We start from the raw sequence: 19,993 nt of genomic DNA on the forward strand, positions 1-19,993 counted from the left end.
GTTATTGTTCCCGAAAAATCGATTCCACGGCGCGGGCATATCCTGCGGCATACCGACTCATCCCCAAATCAGAGGGATGGGTGCCATCTACGGTATCATCCATGGAAAGTCCGATTGCCTCTTTGTCCAGGTAATAGAGATCCTCCGTACCTGAATTTATCAGCTCTTCGTAAACTTCCCGCGACCATTTATTTCTTATTTCGTAAGTGTTCTTGCGTTCTTTGTTGACCAGCTCATCCGTGTATCCGGCATGTTCTACTAACAATACCGGGGTGCCCGGACGCTTTTCTTTCAAGTACACGACCGCATTCCGGATTCGCTGCTTTACTTCGGATTCGGAAAAAGTTTCTCTAACCAGATTCGGCAGGCAATCCAAGACGTAAAGGCTGCTTTCTTGTGTGGCCATTAGCTGAATCAATGGAGTTTCCAGCTGTCCGTTTCCTGAAAAACCCAGGTTAATCAGCGGAAGGTTAAGGTGTCGTTCCAATAGGGCCGTCCAGGCCATTCCTGGTCTCGATGCACAAGCCCCCTGGGCAATCGACGTGCCGTATACCAAAATGGGGAGCTCATCCAACGATTTTGGAAGGAATTCAATGGAAGCATCGGAGGGAACACCTACCTCCAGGTAGACAACCTCATTGTATAGGGGTAGGTACAAATCAAATTCCCTGGGAATGGAGTCACCCGTTTTAATCGGAAAGCTATACCGAATGGTATCAGCAAAGGAATAATCTCCCTTGACCCAAACCCAAGCACCGGATTCGTCTCTGGTATAAACATCCAATCCGCTTACGCCCGTTGCTGGCATGTGCGGCATGGCTACATTTCCGGATACGGTGTACCTAACCTGAATGGTGCTTGCTCCAGTACGAAACCTAAGCTTTAAACCAGCGGCATGTTTGGATAAATTCCAAACGGGCGGTCGCACCTGTTCCTTCAAGCTGGACGGCAAACGGGTAAAACTGGCATCTGCGCCAATCTTTCCATGGACACTATTTGTTGGTAACGATTCCATCGGATTGGTCCAGGTCCATTGTTCTTGCCCGAAGAGGGTAACCTGGAAATTACCCAGCAGTAGAATCGTCGCGATTAGGGTCCATTTTTTCATAAAACCGAGTGTTTTCTGGTATAGTCTTCCAGCGGATTTATTGTATAACTTTGGGCTACGGCTCCGGGAAAACTTAAATGTGAAGAATCTCTAACTCCGTACCGTAAATTCGTTTGGCTACGCCGGAAAAAGAGCTCCAATACGAGCCATAGATTTTTTTGGTACCGGCAAGCAGGTACAATTCCAAAACGGCATCCATAATTCCCTCCCTGGAATTTCTTCCAAAGGTTTTTGGATACGTGACGACGGTATCGGGATATTTCTCTTGGAAATACGTTGATAGCGCTGGATCATCCGTCGCCAGAAACACACCAAAATCATCTTCTTCGGCATTTAGGTGTTCCTCAATCTTGTTTTCAAAGAGATATACCGGACTTTTTGCGATTGCAATATCGTGGTCCGACCGTCGGATGTGTATACCAATCATGGTTTCCTTGAATTGCTTCCTCGCAGTCTTAATTCTAGAAGCAACTTCGGTACTTGGCACAAATGATCCGAAACCTTTTGGATAATCAATACACTGATTTCCAGTGATTACCAATATGTTGTGCTTGTTGGTACAAACTTCTGTTAAATGCTCCACTCCTTTTTTGACATCCTCGTCAAACAGCAGGCAATCTACGCCGAGCAATGTCGACAAGAAGGAATTGTAACGTTTGGTAAGCCACCTGACAACGCTATACTCATTATGTAATAAGGTTTTACTTTTCGTAAACAAGTGATGCCTAAATTTCGCAGGCATTAAATCAAAACTGGCACTCGGTTGGAAAATTTCCTGAAAGCTACTATTTAAACCGGAATCAGGTACCCAAACCACCTTTAACTCTGCGTTAATCAGTGTTTTAAAATAGATAAACGACGAAATAGCTCTCATCCTGTTTCCCAATCCGGAGGTTGGTTTTAGTACGATACGTTTTTTTTTCATCGGATTTTATTTGCTAAGTTAACGGGATTATTGATAAACAAGGTACCTTCTATGAATAGGTTTATAAAAATAACTGCCATTTTCGTTATAATATCCGGTCTTTTGCCCATCGAATTATTCGCTCAGTCCAAACCAAATGTACTGGTCATTCTCACCGATGATCAAGGCTACATGGACTTGGGTACCTACGGATCGAAAGACCTGGTCACACCAAACATTGATCGTTTAGCGGAAAAAGGCATTCGGTTTACGCAATTTTACGCCGGGGCGCCAGTTTGTTCCCCTTCCAGAGCAGCGATGTTGACAGGAAAGTACAATTTTAATGCCGGACTTTTTGGCAACGTGGCTCCCCCTCACCAGGACCCCGATGGCAAATCGGGTTTGCCGAGCAGCGAAATCACCATGGCCGAAGTGTTTCGGTCAAATGGCTACCGAACAGCGCTGATAGGAAAATGGCATTTGGGCCATACGGAAGAGAAACTCCCCAACGGGCAGGGGTTTGACTATTTCTTTGGACATCAGCGAGGCTGCATTGATAACTTTTCTCACTTCTTCTATTGGAGTGGTCCAAACCTACACGACTTGTACCAAAATAACCAGGAGGTCCACCGGCCTGGTGAATTTTTTGGTGACCTGATGGTCGACGAGGCAAAAACCTTTATGGACCAGGACTCAGATCAGCCGTTTTTCATGTACTGGGCAATCAATATGCCGCACTATCCCTATCAGGGAGAACCCAAGTGGCTCGATCATTATGCCGACCTGGAAAGTCCGAGAAAAGAATACGCTGCCTTCGTCTCTACTATTGACGAACTGGTAGGAGAAGTTTATGCGCATCTGGAGGCCATTGGCGAGCTAGAAAATACCATCATCGTCTATCAATCCGATCACGGACACAGCGTAGAAGAGCGTGCCTTTTTTGGCGGAGGAAACTCCGGTCCTTTTAGTGGGGCAAAATTCAGTATGTTGGAAGGGGGTATTCGGGTTCCTGCCATCATCAGCTATCCAAAAATATTGCCCCAGAACGCGCTTCGGCATCACTGGGCAAACAGTGTGGACTGGATGCCCACACTTGCGGAAATCGCTGGAGTCAGACTTCCGGGAGATCATCCAATTGATGGAAAAAACCTCCTTCCTCTCTTGATGGACGGGCAAATTCCAAGTCCGCACGAAACCATGTATTGGGCCACCGGCAGGCCAGAAAATGAAAACCACCCCTGGGCGGTTCGCAAAGGTCCCTGGAAATTGTTGGGCAATCCCACCGATCCCACAGGAAAGTTACGTTTCGGAGATAGCGACAAACTCTATTTAGTAAACCTTGAAACCGATTCAACCGAGGTCAAAAACCTGGCTTCCATGCATCCCGAAAAAACAATCGAATTACATTCCCTGTACAAAGCGTGGATCGAAGCGATAAAAACAAAAAAATAATCCTGGTTTAGAAAAAAAACAAAAAAAATTGTTTGTGGATTCTGACACATATTTTCCAAAGAACGAACAAGCCCGCATTGGATTGTTCAATTTAAAATGGATCGATTGATAGTTTTGAAAAGTTTTGGGAAAAGTTAATCTGGCACCTAAAAAAAACCTGATGCGACCCTTACTTTTTGCATATTTTTATCATAAGTACCAAAATTTATTGTTGCTTCATTTGTTTTTTTATTTATTAAATTTCGAAATATTAGCAATCAAACTATGTTTAGTCTAGTTTATTTTGAAATCTTCTTATGTGTGGTATTGTTGCCTATATTGGTTCACGGGAGGCGTATCCAATTATTTTAAAAGGCCTCCAACGGTTGGAATACCGGGGCTACGACAGTGCGGGAGTTGCCTTGCTCGACAAAGAACTCAAGATTTACAAGAAAAAAGGAAAGGTCTCCGAATTGGAATCTTCCCTTATCGGGCAGCACTTACCTGCCAAATCGGGGATTGGCCATACGCGCTGGGCCACCCACGGAGAGCCTTCCGATAGGAACGCACACCCACATTGTTCGCCATCGGGGAAACTGGCCATGGTTCATAATGGCATCATCGAAAACTTCGCTCCCATCAAAAAAGAGCTGCAAAAGAAAGGATACGTATTCAAGAGCGATACCGATACGGAGGTATTGTTGGTTTTTATTGAAGATATTTTCATCAACGATGCAGAAAGCCTGGAAGCAGCGGTTCGAATTGCACTGAAGCGAATTATAGGCGCCTATGTGATCATTCTCTTGGATGAGTCGCAGCCCGATACGCTGATTGCGGCGCGAAAGGGAAGCCCATTGGTCATTGGTATTGGTCCAAACGAACACTTCCTGGCATCAGATGCTTCGCCCATCATTGAATACACAAAGGAAGTGGTATACATCAATGATTACGAAATGGCCATTGTAAAGCCGGATGAACTGGTGTTGAAAAATCCGGGCAATGAACGCATCACCCCATTCATCACCAAACTTGACATGGATTTGGCTGCTATTGAAAAAGGGGGCTACAAACATTTCATGCTAAAGGAGATTTTCGAGCAGCCCACTGCCGTGTTTGATTGCCTCCGTGGCCGGCTGGATGCAAAAGCGGGTACCATTAGAATGGGCGGTATTGACAGGCAGTTAGATTTGCTCAAGAAAGCCAAAAGAATCATCCTGGTTGGCTGTGGCACTTCCTGGCACGCGGGCCTTCTGGCAGAATACGTTTTCGAGGAACTCTGTCGGGTGCCGGTGGAAGTGGAATATGCATCGGAATTTAGGTATAGAAATCCGGTCATTCACCCGGGAGATGTGATCATCGCCATTTCCCAAAGCGGCGAAACCGCAGACACACTCGTAGCGCTAGAAAATGCTAAAAACCAGGGAGCATTTATCTTTGGCGTGGTCAATGTGGTGGGTTCCAGCATTGCGCGTCTTTCTCAGGCCGGTGCGTATACCCATGCAGGCCCGGAAATCGGTGTGGCCTCTACCAAAGCCTTTACCGCCCAACTTACCGTTCTCTACTTAATTGCTATCAAATTGGGCTACGCTAAAGGTACCCTATCCAGAGACCGGTACCTGCACCTGATCAATGAATTGGCCTTAATCCCGGACAAAATCACTGAGGTGCTGAAAACCGCACCGGAGGTGGCCTGTCTAGCCGGAAAATACAAAAATGCACGGGATTTTTTATTTCTAGGAAGAGGGTATAATTTCCCAATCGCACTGGAAGGAGCTTTGAAACTCAAGGAAATCAGCTATATCCATGCAGAAGGCTACCCGGCAGCCGAAATGAAACACGGTCCCATAGCCCTGGTAGAAGAGTCGCTTCCAGTAGTATTCGTCGCAACCAAAGATGCCTACCACGAAAAACTCGCCAGCAATGCGCAGGAGATAAAAGCAAGAAAAGGAAACGTACTGGCGATTATTACGGAGAGGGATACCCTTTTTGAAGAGATAGCGGACGATACCATCGCTGTACCCGCTTCGGATGAGCTCCTCGCTCCCCTTCTGAGCGTCGTTCCGCTGCAGTTATTGGCTTACTACACGGGATTAGCAAAAGGCCTGGACGTAGACAAACCACGCAATCTGGCCAAATCCGTGACCGTAGAATAATAAAATCCCTCACTTATGAATCGAATTACCCGGCATCCCTTGTCTACATTGGGATATCAATTTATCGAAGATCGGTATTTACCGAAAGGAAAAGACGAGTATTACCTTCGAAACAAGCAAAACCGAACCAAAACCAATTACCGCAAACTCAACGCCCGCGAAATTGAACTACTGGTGCGCAACCAAAACCAATCCGATAATTGGAATAATCTGTTGGTTTCGGATGCGTTCAATCCGGAACTCGTAAAGAATTGCAAGTTTTTCGGATTGGTACGCATTGGCAAATTAGAACCCTACTTTCTGGAATACCACAACCTACGGATGCCCGTAGGGATTTATAACAGCCATATCATTAGCTGTGACATCGGGGATAATGTGGTCATCGACAACGTGCATTACCTTTCGCACTACATTTTGGGCAACGAGGTGGTGTTGGTAAATGTCAACGAAATGGCGACAACCAGCCATGCAAAATTTGGGAACGGAATCGTGAAGGAGGGAGAACCCGAGTCCCTACGCATCTGGCTGGAGGTTTGCAATGAAAACGGAGGCCGGAAGATTGCTCCCTTTAGCGGTATGTTGCCAGGGGATGCCTGGCTTTGGTCCCGACATCGGGCCGATGAAGCATTTCAAAAGCAATTGCTTGCTTTTACCCAAAAAGCCTTTGACCACAGGCGCGGGTATTACGGAAAGGTGGGGGATCGGTGCATCATCAAAAACTGTTTGATTTTGAAAGACGTCTGGATCGGATCAGACGCTTACATCAAAGGCGCGAATAAGTTGAAGAATGTAAGCATTCATTCCAGCCCGGAGGCCGTTACCCAAATTGGTGAAGGATGCGAGTTGGTGAATGGGATAATCAGTGAAGGATGTACGGTTTTTTATGGCGTGAAAGCGGTTCGGTTTGTTATGGCCTCCCATTCGCAGTTAAAGTATGGTGCCCGACTGATCAATAGTTACCTGGGGTCCAATGCCACCATTTCCTGCTGCGAGGTATTGAATTCACTCATTTTTCCTGCCCACGAACAACACCATAACAATTCGTTTTTATGTGCAGCCCTGGTACAAGGGCAAAGCAACATGGCGGCCGGTGCCACCGTCGGATCCAACCACAATTCCAGGAGTGCCGACGGAGAAATCGTCGCAGGCAGGGGTTTTTGGCCCGGACTCTGCGTGAGTTTGAAGCACAACTCCCGGTTTGCTACCTTTAACCTAATAACCAAAGGAGATTACCCGGCGGAAATGGATATCCCCCTCCCCTTTTCCCTGATCAGCAATGACGTTCACTGCAACGAACTGGTCATCCGGCCAGCCTACTGGTTTCATTATAACCTGTATGCGCTTGCCAGAAACGCCTGGAAATACAACGACCGGGACAAGCGTACCCAACGGATACAAACACTGGAATACGACTACCTCGGACCAGACAGCATGACAGAGGTTTTCCGGGCAATCGGCCTGCTTGAACGACTGTCCGGTTTGGCATGGTATAAGGCGTATTTTCCGGAAGCGCATCCCGAAGAAGAAGTGCTGCGAAAAAAAGGGCTGGAATTGCTATTGGACGAAAACTCTGTACTCGAAGAGCTACATGTGCGGGCAGACGCATGGGAAAACAGCAAACGTGCGGTCCGCCTCGTGAATACCCGAAAAGCCTACCAAACGTACAGGCAATTAATCGCTTACTACCCCATTAAATGCCTGATGGAAAGTAGTACGGCCAACCCGCCCGTAAGTTTTTCAAGCGTTCAACCGTTTCTACCAAAACCAAGCCAGACCTTCAATTGGATCAACATGGGAGGCCAATTGATCCTGGAAGCCGACGTGAACCAGCTCATCGAGCAGGTAAAAAACGGGGAAATTTCCGGCTGGAAGCAGGTGCACGACAGGTACGAGAGTCTGGGGAAACGCTACGAAAAAACCAAGACCCGGCATGCCTTTTTCCTTGCCTTGCAAGATCATAAAGCAGCTTCAACTCTTCTGGACAGTCCGTTGCTAAAACAACTACTGGAAAATGCAAAAGTCTTCCGTGCATGGCTATCAGAACAGGTTTACCTTTCCCGAAAAAAAGACTACGAAAACCCCTTTCGAAACATGGTCTATCAGAACCCTGCCGAAAGGGACGTGGTGCTGGGATCCCTTGACGAAAATGGCTTCATACGAAAAGATCGGGAAGAATGTGAGGAGTTTCACCGGAAAATAGATACCTGGCTGTCCGTACTTTAAATTAAACCTACTAACCCGCTTGCAGGAAAGGAAGGCGTTCGCCAGGAACAGCTTTGGCTATCGGAAATTCCAAACGGATCGTTACTTTGTTTCGCCGGTAGCAAGGCATTTCAGAAAATCCTGAATGAAACATGCTTGCTAAAACCAGGTGCTCGCACCGTTCTAGTGACAACAAAAGCTTTGGAGACCGGGACAAGCCGCATGAAAATGTTGGTTGGAAAAACAGCGCGTTTTGGACGATCTATTTCTTAGGGCTGGTGGTTTTTTATTTGAATTATTTGTGCTAAATTATCCTGTCATGGTGTTGATAACGACTAAGATAAAAACACATGCCCAAAAAATCTCCATTAGCGACATTGATTCTATTCCTCGGTTCGGTCCTGTTTTTCAGTCAACTGCATGCACAACCCTGCCCTGAAGTCATGTTGCAACCGACTGAAGCATCCAACTACCTGGAAATCCGGGCTTCCGATTCAGAGAATATACGAATTCCCATACCTGAAGTACGGGTATTCCCGGGAGGAAAAGAACGGATATACTTATTGCTTCCGGATATTGTTACTTCCCTTGCCACGCCGATCATCCAATGGAACGAGCTGGTATTAAAAAAACCGCTGAACTCAACGGCAAACTGGCAGGGATCCCTGGATAGGGCTGCCTTCTTCGACACCAGCTGCCTTCCCCGCTTGGAAGCTGGAAATTTTGGAGATGCACGTTCGGAAGATAATTTTCTGTACGTTACCGAAAACAACCGGGTCACAGTGAAAGGTACGGTTTCTTTTGCCGAGATGGACGGTAGACAACTGCTGCTACATTTGGATGTGGCCGGACAGGAGATACCGAGTCCGCTGATCAACGATCTGGACGGAGAACTCTATGTCAAAAACGACTCCCTCACCATCACTTCCGGAGAAATCAGCTATTTCCCCAACGAGTTTCGCCTGGTAGGCGCTGGCTTTGCGGAAGGAAAAAGCCTGAACCAACGTTTTGAATTTGAAGTCAGCGGCTACACCGGGTTACCAGGGGTTTTTGTGGTAAACGAGGGAACCGAAGGGCAAGATGCGTTTTTCATCTATCGGATTGCAGGGGAACCGGACAAAGAAATTACGGTGAAGAAATACGCCCCCGGAGCTGGAATGCTGGCCTCCGATTCCTTTTTTGAACCGATTCCCTTTCAGATTGATGCGCTGGATTTTGACGAATTGGCCCTACTTGGTACCTACCATAGTACGGCAGTCCTGATTGACCCAAAACCGGTAGCCATTGAATTACCGCTGCAAAACCAAGCCTTTAAAGGGATTTCGCCAGACATTCGTCAAGTCAAAAGTTTCTCTGAACCGCTCCTCCTGTCGCCGGAAACCTGGGAAAATGACGTTACACTGTTCGTTGAAAATTTGCCGGTATGGAACCTACAATGGAACGAACTAACAGACCCGGAAGAAGGAATAAAAAAAATCACCCTGCAACGGCGTACGGAAGAAGAAAACCGCGAGGAACCTGAAATCAGACAGCGACTGAGTTACCAGCAGGTGGAGCGAATTAACGAGGGCTTCATGGAGATTTTCGAAACTTTTGACGAAACCAAGGATACCCTGTCGCTAAAAACATCGATTTTAGCGCTTTTTGACGAGAACAAACTTGCCACAACTGCTACCGAAGCGGACTCGTTTGAGGATTTTCTGGTAACTACTGTTAGCGCCTTCCGGGAGGCAGAAAAATACGCCCTGTATACCAGTTCCGGAGAATCCGTACCTGCGTTGGACGCAAATGCGATCGCTTTATTGCCCGTCGCCTTGCAGGTCGACCAGGAAACCGGCTTGCCGCTATCCAGGTCCTTTTCCTACAAAACGACACGCATACAAATTGATTACGAATCAGACAGCATTCTGCTTACCCTAACCAACGAACGCCAGGGAACACAACGGCTAACCGTACCCAATGCGGCCCTGCTTGACATTTATCAGTTTTTTGGAATTCTGACGCAACTGCCACTTGCCAGTAAGTACCAGGCAAATCTTGGCTTTTTTGACCTAATGCCGGTCGAAAAATCCCATTTCGGTGTACCTGGCTCTGAACGAGTCCTGGCAACGCCAACCTACGTTCATACCCGCATACGGGTGGTGGACGAATTGACTTATCAGGGGACGCCCGCCTTTAAATTGGATGTGCAGTTCAACGGTCTCTCCAACCCTTTCTTTGCCGAAAGCTATGAGGAGGATTTCACCGGCACCTATTATGTCACCCAATCCTTTCCGCATACCATTATCAAAGCCACCTTCAATCAGGGATTAACCCTTCAATCCGAATAACCCACCATGTACCGAAGCCCATTTAGAAAAAGCAGCTTTAACAACCCGCTCATTTCTTCCTTTTTAGTTGCCTTGAGCCTTATCGTTTATGCGGCCTGTCAGCCAGCGGTTATTGAGCCAGACGAAAACGAGCTTTCACAAGCGATGCAAAACGGCTACCTGGCCCATGAGGGGTACACGCGCAGCCTTTCCTTCGTTAACGACTGGCTTGCCCATGCAGATCCCGAAACGGGATTAATACCTAGAAACCTTCGCGAAAGTGCAGATATCTGGAATGCCCAGGATGCGGCAGCAGACAATTACCCCTTTATGGTTATGACGGCATCCATTTTGGATAAATCGTTGTACGAAGGTCGCCTTGCAGCGATACTGGAAACCGAAAAACGGCTTACCAACCGGCTGGATCGCCTTCCCGACACCTATTCCTTTTCAAAAAAAGGATTTGACCGGGCAGAGGTAAACAAAGATGCCATCATTTTTGGCGCCTCGGAATACGTTAAAGATGGATTACTTCCCTTGACCGAATACATCGGACAAACCCCCTGGTCCGATCGCATGCGGGATATCCTGGACGATATCTGGAAAAATGCCTCTTACGAAACGCCTTACGGTAGAATCCCCTCACTGAATGTGGAGGTAAACGGGGAACTGCTGCAAGTACTTTCCAGGGTTTACTGGATGAGCGGGGACAAAAAATACCTGGAATGGGCCCTGCGGCTGGGAGATTATTACCTGCTGGACGAACACCATCCCACAGATGACTTCGAAATACTTCGCCTTCGCGACCATGGCTGTGAAATTGTATCCGGACTCTGCGAACTATACCTCACTACCGCCCATACCGATGAAGGCAAAAAGAACGCCTATCAACCAGCAATTTACCGAATGCTGGATCGGATTTTGGAAGTAGGTACCAACGAACACGGGCTTTTCTACAATCAGATCAATCCCCAAACGGGGGAGATTCTGGACGAAGGGATCGCCGACACTTGGGGATATACGTTTAATGCCTACTACAGTGTATACCTGCTCGATCAATACGAGCCCTACCGGCAGGCGGTAATCCGGGCCTTGGAAAACCTCGACCAATATGCCTACTACGACTGGGAACGGGGTAGTTCGGACGGCTACGCAGATGCGATCGAAAGTGCGTTGAATTTGTACAACCGCGAACCACTGCCGGAAACCAAGGCATGGATCGATAGTCAAACCCAGCACATGTGGTCACTTCAGGATTCCGCATACCGACCGGACACCGAGTCGTACCGGGGAAATGGCATCATCGAGGGTTGGCACGGAGATGGTAATTTTGCGCGAACAACCCTAATGTATTGCTTGTGGAAAACGCAAGGGGTAACAGCCAAGCCCTGGCAGCCCGAGCTTTACCTGGGAGCAGTCGCCAGGGACTCGGGAGTTTTGGTTTCCCTGCTTAGCGAGGAAATCTGGGAAGGAAAAATTACATTTGACCGAGCCAGACATCGGCATATTTTTCAATTGCCCTTAGATTATCCCCGCATCAACCAACTTCCAGAATGGTTTGTGGTGGCCCCCGATAAAAAATACCGTGTTACTTTTCCCACAGGAAATACTTCCAGCACCTACCTCGGCGAAGAACTACTGGAAGGATTGGCATTAAAATTAGAAAAAAACCAGCAAATATCTCTGATCATTCAGCCCTTAGAACACTAAAGACCATCTCTTTCCCTATACCAGAACAGCAGATCCACTATACGCGCCCCTCCAAACTTCCCCTGGATCCGCTCCCTCAATTGTTCAGCAGCCTTGGCAACAGGGAGGTTTGGGTATACCCGATCACGTAGATAATGGGTCAGCTTGAGTACCAGAAACCCGTCGAACCACTGCCAGAATTTCTTTAAAAAAGAAGCTTTCGAAGTGGACTGCTTTTTTATTGCCAACACCCGATCGGTAAAGCCCACCGTCCGTAATACTTCACGAACTGGTTCGGGAAGGTTCCACTCCTCCGGATCTGCTTCATAAAGCAAGGGAATCTGCCTAAAAAATGCTTTCAAACAGCCGTAGCAATCGGGATGATAGCTTGTTTTCGATGCTATGCCTGCCATCAAATAATCCATCTGTGCTTTGCCGGTACCAAAGGGAACCCGGTCGGATGCGCGGCAGGACGGATACACCCGGGCGTCCAGGTAGGCAAACGTAGCGACCGGTAATAGCTTGTGCATGAAATAAAAGTCTTCACCTGCTTTCCGGGTATTCATCCCGCCCGAGCGGGCATAAGTAGCCGCGCGCACCGCCATGCAGGAACCGACGGTATGCCGGGCAAAGGGATAGCCCGCCCAGATCAATCCTTGAATGTAGCACCGAAGGTGAAGCTCGTACTCCATGATGCCAGCAGCCAGTTTGGGATTGGATTCGTCCGCATACCTATGTTCGAATTGAAAGTGCGCCAACTCCAGCGCAGGGTTTTCAAAAGCCTTTTCGGCGGCCAAAAAATAGTCCTCAGAAACTTCGCAGTCGGCATCCAGGCAAAGGATGGGGCCGTTTTTGTCAAGCTTTCCCCATCGGTGAAGTGCTTCGTCCATTCCAAGTTTCCTGGCAAGACCGGCACCTGCTTTTTTTTGGTGCAGGGATTCCTCGCGAATGATTTTTACGGAAAGAAAATGCCCGGGATGCCTGTGCTTCCACTCCTCAATTTGCCGGACGCATTCTTCGTTGGTTTCCAGGTCGATGCTCGCTGCACCTTCCGGAGCATTTACGACGCAAACCACTTCTACCATTCCACCAGGTGCCTGGCAATTGCCCAGTGAGTCCAACGTGCGTTGGATCGCCGGCTCCTTGTACGCTGGAATGACCAGTACCAATCCCAGTTCGGGCGAGGGCATGTCGTTAAAATAGGGTGCATTTACCGAAAAACGGCCGGTATAGGTGGCGATGGTGGATTGTAGCGAGGGCATGGCGGGTTGTTCGTAATCGACCCGAAAAATACGAAAAAGCAGCAACAGGTCCCGAGGGAATTTCCGGTGGAGTCAGTAAATTGAAAAAGTTCTTGTATTTTTGACTGATGGCAACACTTGAAATACGTCCATGAAATATTCCATTGAGTTAAAAGTAGCTTCTTCACAAGCCTGGCTGGATGCGGTCATGGCTGATTTTGATGCCTTTTTGCAAGACCATGCCGACTGCGAGCGAAAAGCCGCTGCCATGGCGACTTCCCTGATTGCCAAATATCCCGACCGCGTAAAAATCATCCCAGACATGATCGAAACGGCAATCGAAGAATTGGAACATTTTCATCAGGTATTCGCTATGATGCAGCGAAAGGGGATTCCGTTGAATAAGGAAATGAAAGAAGATCCCTACATCAAGCGACTAACACCACTCAGTCATGGGGGAACCCAGGAAAGCAGGTTTCTCTCCCGCATGCTACTGGGCTCCATCGTGGAATGCAGGGGATGCGAACGATTTCGTATGGTCTCGGAGGCGCAAAGCGACGAGGAACTGAAAAGATTTTACAAAACCCTCTGGACCTCGGAGGCAAAGCACGGGAACATTTTTGTAGCCCTCGCCTTAGAATACTTCGACGAAAAAACGGTTTACGACCGCCTGCACGAGATGATGGAGTTTGAAGGAAAGGTCGTACAATCGCTGCCCATTGCTCCAGCCCTGCACTAATCCGCGTCTTAGGATTGGTTTTTGCGTTCCGGAGGTATTGATTCTTTCTTTTCATCCAATTTTCGCTGGACGATATCCGCAGGGTATTTCTGCGTTAGCTCTCTGATTTCGTAAGAAAACTCGCTATAAAGGTCTTTCCAGATCGCTACCTCCTCTTCGGTATAGGTATAGAAGCCACGTCCGTTTGCAATGCCTTTTCCTCCCGCATCCACGATGTCATTGATAACCTTTCCTGGAGCAGCATCATTGTTTAGGGTGGGAAAAAGGTCCTTCATTACCTTCCTGTAAGAGGCAATTCCGGTAAAATCCATCCAGCGGAACACCCCCATCATGGGAAGAAAATATCCGGCAACATTTCTACAGGCACGATCCACGTCTTCCACAGATGCATAGTCCTCCTCCACCAAATGCATGGCTTCCCGGTACATCGCATACATGAGCCGATTGGCAATAAATCCCGGAAGGTCTTTTTTCACCAATACAGTTTCCTTTTGCCACAATTCTCCCAGATCGTACAGAAACTGGGCCTTTTCCAAATCGCTTTCCGCTCCGCAGATTACTTCCAGGAACCGGGTGGTGTAGGCCGGCTCCATCCAATGCAAGCCAAAAAACCGGTCCGGATGACTAACAAACTGTTGCAATTCGGAAATGGGAATGGCCGAGGTATTGGTGGTAATCAACGTTTCTTCCGACACGATTCCATCCAGGATTTGAAAAACCTCTCCTTTCAGGGTTTTGTCTTCTTTGATGGATTCGATGACCAGGCTGCAGTGTTTTAAGTCGGATAGATCAGCAGAAGCAGAAAAGTACTTCAAATAATCCGATGCTTCTCCCTGAATCAGTCCTTTTTCGAGGGCCAGTTTGAAGTGGTCTTTTACTCGTTTGGCACCATCATCCAGCGCTCCGGGAACCAATTCAACACCTGTCACCGGGTGCCCGGCCATTAGCATACACGCGGCTATGCTGCTTCCCATAAGTCCAAGACCAATAATCCCAACGGGAAATTCTTTCGGATCAAAATCAGTTGACATGCGTTCGTAGTGAAAGGTGAAAAAAAGAAGGTGATACCGCCTTCTTTATAGATTTACAAGTGAACCACTTTTCCCGTTCTCACCGATTCGTCACAGGCAAAGGCAATGCGCAAGCTATTGACGGCATCTTCCATGTGATCGTTCAGGTCGGTATCCTGGTGAATGGCTTCCAGAAAGTACTCCTGCTCCCGTTGGCATAGTGCATTGTGATCGGGTTCGTCCCGGAGATCAATCCATTCATCTTCATGGGCAAAGGCTTCGTTGGCATCCAGTTCGGAACGATGGTACAGCAAGGATTCCGTTTTGGTATGTGCTTCAATGCTATCGGATTTACCGGATCCTCCGGCTTCTCGTGCCACGATGGAAACGGATCCGTTTGGACCAAACACGTCTTTCACAAAAAAAGCGGTTTCGCTGACCATGGGTCCCCAACCGGCCTCGTACCAGCCCACCGAGCCATCTTCAAAGCGAATCTGCAGGTTGCCGTAATTGTAGTTTCCCTCCGGGATTTCTTCCGTTAACCGGGCACCGATGGCATACACCTGCACCGGCTTAGACCGGGTCATCTGACACATCACGTCGATGTAATGCACGCCGCAGTCCACAATGGGACTCAAGCTTTTCATTAAGTTTCGGTGAAGGGTCCACATTTTTCCCTCACTTTGTTGATTCAGGTTCATGCGCATCACCAGCGGCTTACCCAATTCCTGGCTCACCGAAATGAATTTCATCCAGGAAGGGTGGTGCCGAAGGATATAGCCCACGACCAATTTCTTGTGGTTCTTTTTGGCGGCGTTCACCACCCGCCGGGCACCCTCCACGGTATCCGCCAGTGGCTTTTCGACAAAAACATGACAGCCTCGTTCAAAAGCCTCGACCGCAAAGGTCTCGTGGGTATCCGGATAGGTGGAGATACTGACTGCATCGGGTTTCGTGGCATCCATTGCCGCATAATAATCATCAAAAAGCGGATAGCCCCCACCCAATTTCTCATTCAGCACCTCCTTTGTTTTCCCTCCGGAAACCAGGCCTACTATTTCAAATCCATCCAGTTGGTGGTAAGCCAACGCATGGGAAGCACCCATATTGCCGCAACCCACTACTAAAATCTTTATTGGTTTTTGGGTCATGATTTGTTTGTTTTATGACTAGTTTCGTTTCCCTGTATAATCTCGTTTGTATAACCGATTCTAAGTTAAAAAAATATTCCCTGAAGCAAGGACCTTTGCGCTATTTCTTTGACAAAGGGTATACCGCAATTTCCTTGAACGCAATGGAAGCCCCCTCAGACTGTACCTGAATCCGCCCAAATTCCGGAAGCACCTCCTTTGCAAAATTTACGAGGGTACCATTTAGGTAAACGGCCACTTGCCCTTCCCAGGCCTGTATTTCCAGTTCGTTCCATGCGCCTACCCTTCTTTCAACATCCTCCTTACCTCGAAAACCAAGGGTATCGGACCACTGGGGGGATCTGCCAAACCAGTTGATCCGCCCACCATGTACGCGTTCGTATTTTCCCTCCGGAGCAAAATACATGGCATTGCCCGGATCTTTGCGCACCACCGGCGCGCTGAGTCCAAAAGCAGTGGAACCGTCTCCTACCACGATAAAATCGCCGGTACCTCCTTCGATAATCTGTACTTCTATTCCGTGCATCCAAATCCCGTTATAGCCGCCATCCTGGCCTTGCGAGTGAATCAGGATCCCACTATCCCGTGCCTTCGCCTTTCGATCCCCGTAGGTAGGACCTGACCAGCGAAAAGTAGCTTTCAAAATAAAATTATCGTACGGGTTTTTCGTCGTGATGCACCCCCACTCCTCTCCGCTGATATGCAACAACCCATCATCCACCCGAAATACCTGCAATGGATCCTGATCCCTTCCCCTACCTTGAATGAAGGTGTACCAGGCGTCCAGATTTTCTCCCGCAAACAAGGGAATACCCGTCCCTCGCTCCCAATCGGTTGGGCTGGGGAGGGGTTGACCAAAACTGGCAACGACAGCAAACAAGGAAATAACTGCGAGTACGGATGAAAAATACGTTGGTTTATTCATAGCTGGGTCTAATTTTTTCTGGCACGGGTATACATGCCGTCTGGTAAGGATTGCAAATAAAGCATCAAATCACTTAATTCCTGAATATCCATGGCATTTTCCAAACCGGCCGGCATTAAGGATTGGGAGACAGGGGATAAATTTTCCACGTCTTCTACGAGAACAAACCGCGATACATTGGGGCCCAATGCTATTTCGTACCTTCCTGCTTCGAAGGTTTGGATAATCCCCGTCAGGTTTTGACTTCCGGTGCGAAGGGAAACCGTTTCGTACTCCCGTGCAAAACTGGCAGAGGGGTAAACGATGGCTTCCAGAATATCGTGCCGGGAACGAATTTCTCCAATGTTCGTCAAATCCGGACCAAAAGTACCTCCCTCACCGGCGACCGCGTGACAGCTGCTGCAGGTTCCTTTACCATAAAAAACCGCCCTTCCCCTGGAAACATCTCCGGACAGCAAGTCGCTTTCCAGTGATTCCAGGGCAATCAGACGATATTCCTGGGTGCGCTGCACACTGTCCACAATCGCCGATTCGTTTTCGGCAAAAATCGTTTTTACCCTATCAAGAGAGAGCCTGTCCCACTCTTCCTTACGCTGCAACAAGCTTTGCTCCAATGCATTCAACGGCGCTACCTGCTCCACCCCATGGAATAGCTCCAGCACCACCGGCACATTTTCCGAAGACACCTCCGGGAAAATATGCTCCAAAATCCAGTCCAGGCGGTTTTGGTCAAGTTCAAGGTCTTTCAAAATCCGGCCAACAAGGGCGTGGTGCTGCCGAACTTCTTTTAGCAAAAGCTGCTGGGCAATCCAGTGAAATTCGGTGTCTTTAACTTTATCTCCCTGTGCCACCAGCGCCTGATAGGCCATCAGCCGAAGGGAAACGGCGGTTGCATCGTTCTGGGAAAGTGCTTTTAATTCTTCGGATAACTTCGTACTGTTGATTTGGGAGATCACGCGCAGGGTTGCCTCCTGGATGGAGCGATCCCCTTCCTTCAGATACAGGCGGAGGCTAGTGCCTAGTGCAGCCGAAGGGTCTTTGGGTGGAAAGGAAGCAAGTAGAGATAGTAGCCATTCTCCCCGCGGATTGCCCTGGTTCTCCCTCATCTTTTCAGAAAGGTACGCCTGCACAGGTTCCTGATCGATAAATACGGGCCAAAGATCCCGTATCCTATCCAGGTCCGGAACGGGTTGGGCAGTTTGTGAGTCCATAAACGAAATAAAGGCCTGGTGCCATTCCGGATGGTTTTTCAGAACCCAGGCCCCAGTTCGCTGCGCGGTGGTATCCGATGCGACCAAATAGGAAGCGATTGTTTCTTCTGCCAGCAAGCCGTTGTTTTTTTGATCCAGCGCGATGACTACCGCTTTGTTGAAGCCGGATGCGGCCAATTCCTCCAGAAGCAAGGACTCGTTTTTCATTTCAATTAGTGCATAAATAACAGCATGTTCGAAGTACCGATCCTCCGGGTACCGTTCTAAGGCCTGTAGAAGCGGTTGCGTAGCCATGGGATCCTCGATTTGGCCCAGTGCTACGGCCACCTGCCTGGCAAGTGGAAGGGAGCTAGCCTCTGCAAGTACACGAATCAGTTTATCCCTTGCGGTATTCACTTCTGCCATTCCCAACACCCGGGCGCTAGCGGTCCTTACCAGGTCACTCGGGTCGTCCAGCCCTGCGTGCATCGTATTCCAGGCTCTCGGGTTTTGGGTACGGAACAAAAGAAACACGGCATTCGCACGGACCGTTTCGTCCGGATGCGCTTGCATCAGGCTTTGTAAAAAGGGGATAGCGAGCAACGGTTGATGGAGCAGGTAATTCCCTGCTTTCTCAACCACTGCGGGTCGGGGATCTTCCAGCAGCTTTACCAACTGAGCCACCGACAATTGGGCCCAGGGAATGTCGTTTCCCCAGGGATCTGCAACTTCTCCGGAGCGATCTTTTTTTCGAATACGGAAGATCCCTCCCGGCACATCCGGTTTGGCGGTGCGGCTTAACGGGCAGCCCGAAATAAACCAGCCACCGGTATTGACCAACAGCAAGTTTCCATTGGGCTCCTGCAACACATCGGTCGGATGAAAGTCGGGCAGTCGGCTCTGAAAAAACGGCTGCGCTTCTACCCGAAAAGAGGCGCCTTCGGGTATCAGTTTGCTTTGGATGATTCTACCGGTATTGAATTCGGCGTGAAACAAATTGCCTTCAACATCCTCGGCCCAGCCCGATCCGTTATGCCGCATCAATCCGGAGGGAGAAACCCTGGCCATCCGGTGCATGACCGGCATCAATTCGCCCGTGCGGACCAGTTGATCCTCTGAAATAACAGGATGGGGTTTGGGATATACCCCATTTTCTACCCAATGCATCAGCGCATCCCGGTATCCCCCCTGCGGATCGGTAAAATAGGTCATGGTTCCCAATACTTCCCCGGAAGGCGTAAAAGCCAATTCAATCGCATTGTCGAAACCACCACCAGCAAATGACTGCAACTGGGTACCATTTGGCAGGCAACGCCATATACGCGCACCCTTCCCCTCAAAATGTACAAATTCCTTACTTAAAATATCAAATCCACGGCGGGCGTCCGCCAGGTATAACCAGCCGTCGGGCCCCATGAAAGGTCCACTCAGTATGGCCGCATTGTGATTCAATGTCCATCCGGAAAGCAGGACCTCCTCTTCATCCGCCACTCCATCCCCGTCGGTATCGGTAAACTTCACCAAATTCGGAGCATTGGTAACGATCAAGCTACCGTCCAGAAAAACGCCGCCCATGGGAAATGAAAGCGAATCGGCATAGACGGTTTTGTGCTCAAACAGCCCATCTTTGTCGTTGTCCGACAAAAGGAGGATGCGGAAGTCCGGATTTTCTTCGATACCAGAAGTGCTTTCCGTTTGTCCGCTGGATTCCATGACAAAAAGCCTACCCTGATCGTCGAAAACAGCAAACATGGGATAGTCCACCAAGCCAGGCAAGGTGGCTTCTTCAAGTACATAGCCATCGGGTAACACCCAGTCCTGCTGCCCACTACTGGAGGGGTCCCCACCGAAAAAACTGGCCCAAACCAAAAAAACCACCAGGGCCAAAACCAGCCAGGGCCAGGCGGGAATCCATTTTTTCCAGATAGTCCGCATCAGCGC

General features: G+C 48.7%; 13 protein-coding genes. 6 read left to right on the forward strand and 7 right to left on the reverse strand.

Annotated features, from left to right (window positions below; translation table 11 throughout):
- Position 1: 1 nt before the first annotated feature.
- Positions 2-1,108, reverse strand: a complete 1,107-nt coding sequence (locus tag GCU44_RS15705) for an SGNH/GDSL hydrolase family protein (RefSeq protein ID WP_154857504.1) — start codon at positions 1,106-1,108, stop codon at positions 2-4.
- A gap of 73 nt (positions 1,109-1,181) precedes the next feature.
- Positions 1,182-1,535: an O-fucosyltransferase family protein gene (locus GCU44_RS15710; RefSeq protein WP_154857506.1), complete on the reverse strand. Its 354-nt coding sequence runs from the start codon at positions 1,533-1,535 to the stop codon at positions 1,182-1,184.
- A gap of 549 nt (positions 1,536-2,084) precedes the next feature.
- Between GCU44_RS15710 and GCU44_RS15715 the strand changes: the two genes are divergently transcribed.
- The 5 genes from GCU44_RS15715 to GCU44_RS15735 all read left to right on the forward strand — a co-directional run bounded on the left by GCU44_RS15715 (position 2,085) and on the right by GCU44_RS15735 (position 11,817).
- Positions 2,085-3,464, forward strand: a complete 1,380-nt coding sequence (locus GCU44_RS15715) for a sulfatase-like hydrolase/transferase (protein WP_154857508.1) — start codon at positions 2,085-2,087, stop codon at positions 3,462-3,464.
- A gap of 296 nt (positions 3,465-3,760) precedes the next feature.
- Positions 3,761-5,596: a glutamine--fructose-6-phosphate transaminase (isomerizing) gene (gene glmS / locus GCU44_RS15720; protein WP_154857510.1), complete on the forward strand. Its 1,836-nt coding sequence runs from the start codon at positions 3,761-3,763 to the stop codon at positions 5,594-5,596.
- Positions 5,597-5,611: 15 nt separating this feature from the next.
- Positions 5,612-7,819, forward strand: coding sequence for a DUF4954 family protein (locus GCU44_RS15725; RefSeq protein WP_154857512.1), 2,208 nt, complete (start codon positions 5,612-5,614; stop codon positions 7,817-7,819).
- Positions 7,820-8,148: 329 nt separating this feature from the next.
- Positions 8,149-10,128: a hypothetical protein gene (locus tag GCU44_RS15730; protein ID WP_154857514.1), complete on the forward strand. Its 1,980-nt coding sequence runs from the start codon at positions 8,149-8,151 to the stop codon at positions 10,126-10,128.
- Positions 10,129-10,134: 6 nt separating this feature from the next.
- Positions 10,135-11,817, forward strand: coding sequence for a hypothetical protein (locus GCU44_RS15735; protein WP_241684981.1), 1,683 nt, complete (start codon positions 10,135-10,137; stop codon positions 11,815-11,817).
- On the opposite strand, the gene GCU44_RS15740 is transcribed toward GCU44_RS15735, so the two are convergent.
- Positions 11,814-13,058 (reverse strand): glycosyltransferase, encoded by a 1,245-nt coding sequence (locus tag GCU44_RS15740; RefSeq protein ID WP_154857516.1) that lies wholly within the window; start codon positions 13,056-13,058, stop codon positions 11,814-11,816. The two genes, GCU44_RS15735 and GCU44_RS15740, sit on opposite strands and share 4 nt — an antisense overlap.
- A gap of 130 nt (positions 13,059-13,188) precedes the next feature.
- Between GCU44_RS15740 and miaE the strand changes: the two genes are divergently transcribed.
- Positions 13,189-13,776, forward strand: a complete 588-nt coding sequence (gene miaE, locus GCU44_RS15745; protein ID WP_154857518.1) for a tRNA-(ms[2]io[6]A)-hydroxylase — start codon at positions 13,189-13,191, stop codon at positions 13,774-13,776.
- 8 nt (positions 13,777-13,784) lie between these two features.
- Here miaE and GCU44_RS15750 read toward each other — a convergent pair whose 3' ends face one another.
- The 4 genes from GCU44_RS15750 to GCU44_RS15765 all read right to left on the reverse strand — a co-directional run bounded on the left by GCU44_RS15750 (position 13,785) and on the right by GCU44_RS15765 (position 19,987).
- Complete coding sequence (locus GCU44_RS15750) at positions 13,785-14,807, reverse strand: 3-hydroxyacyl-CoA dehydrogenase family protein (RefSeq protein ID WP_154857520.1); 1,023 nt, start codon at positions 14,805-14,807, stop codon at positions 13,785-13,787.
- A gap of 53 nt (positions 14,808-14,860) precedes the next feature.
- A complete protein-coding gene (locus tag GCU44_RS15755) occupies positions 14,861-15,937 on the reverse strand; it encodes a Gfo/Idh/MocA family protein (RefSeq protein WP_154857522.1) in 1,077 nt (358 codons plus the stop codon).
- A 100-nt stretch (positions 15,938-16,037) separates the two neighbouring features.
- The gene (locus tag GCU44_RS15760) at positions 16,038-16,862 is read right to left on the reverse strand and encodes a 3-keto-disaccharide hydrolase (RefSeq protein WP_154857523.1); all 825 of its coding nucleotides are present in this window, start codon (positions 16,860-16,862) and stop codon (positions 16,038-16,040) included.
- An 8-nt stretch (positions 16,863-16,870) separates the two neighbouring features.
- Positions 16,871-19,987 (reverse strand): DUF7133 domain-containing protein, encoded by a 3,117-nt coding sequence (locus GCU44_RS15765; protein ID WP_154857525.1) that lies wholly within the window; start codon positions 19,985-19,987, stop codon positions 16,871-16,873.
- Positions 19,988-19,993 lie beyond the last annotated feature (6 nt).

It is taken from the genome of Cyclobacterium xiamenense, assembly GCF_009467825.1.
Classification (GTDB): Bacteria; Bacteroidota; Bacteroidia; order Cytophagales; family Cyclobacteriaceae; genus Cyclobacterium; species Cyclobacterium xiamenense.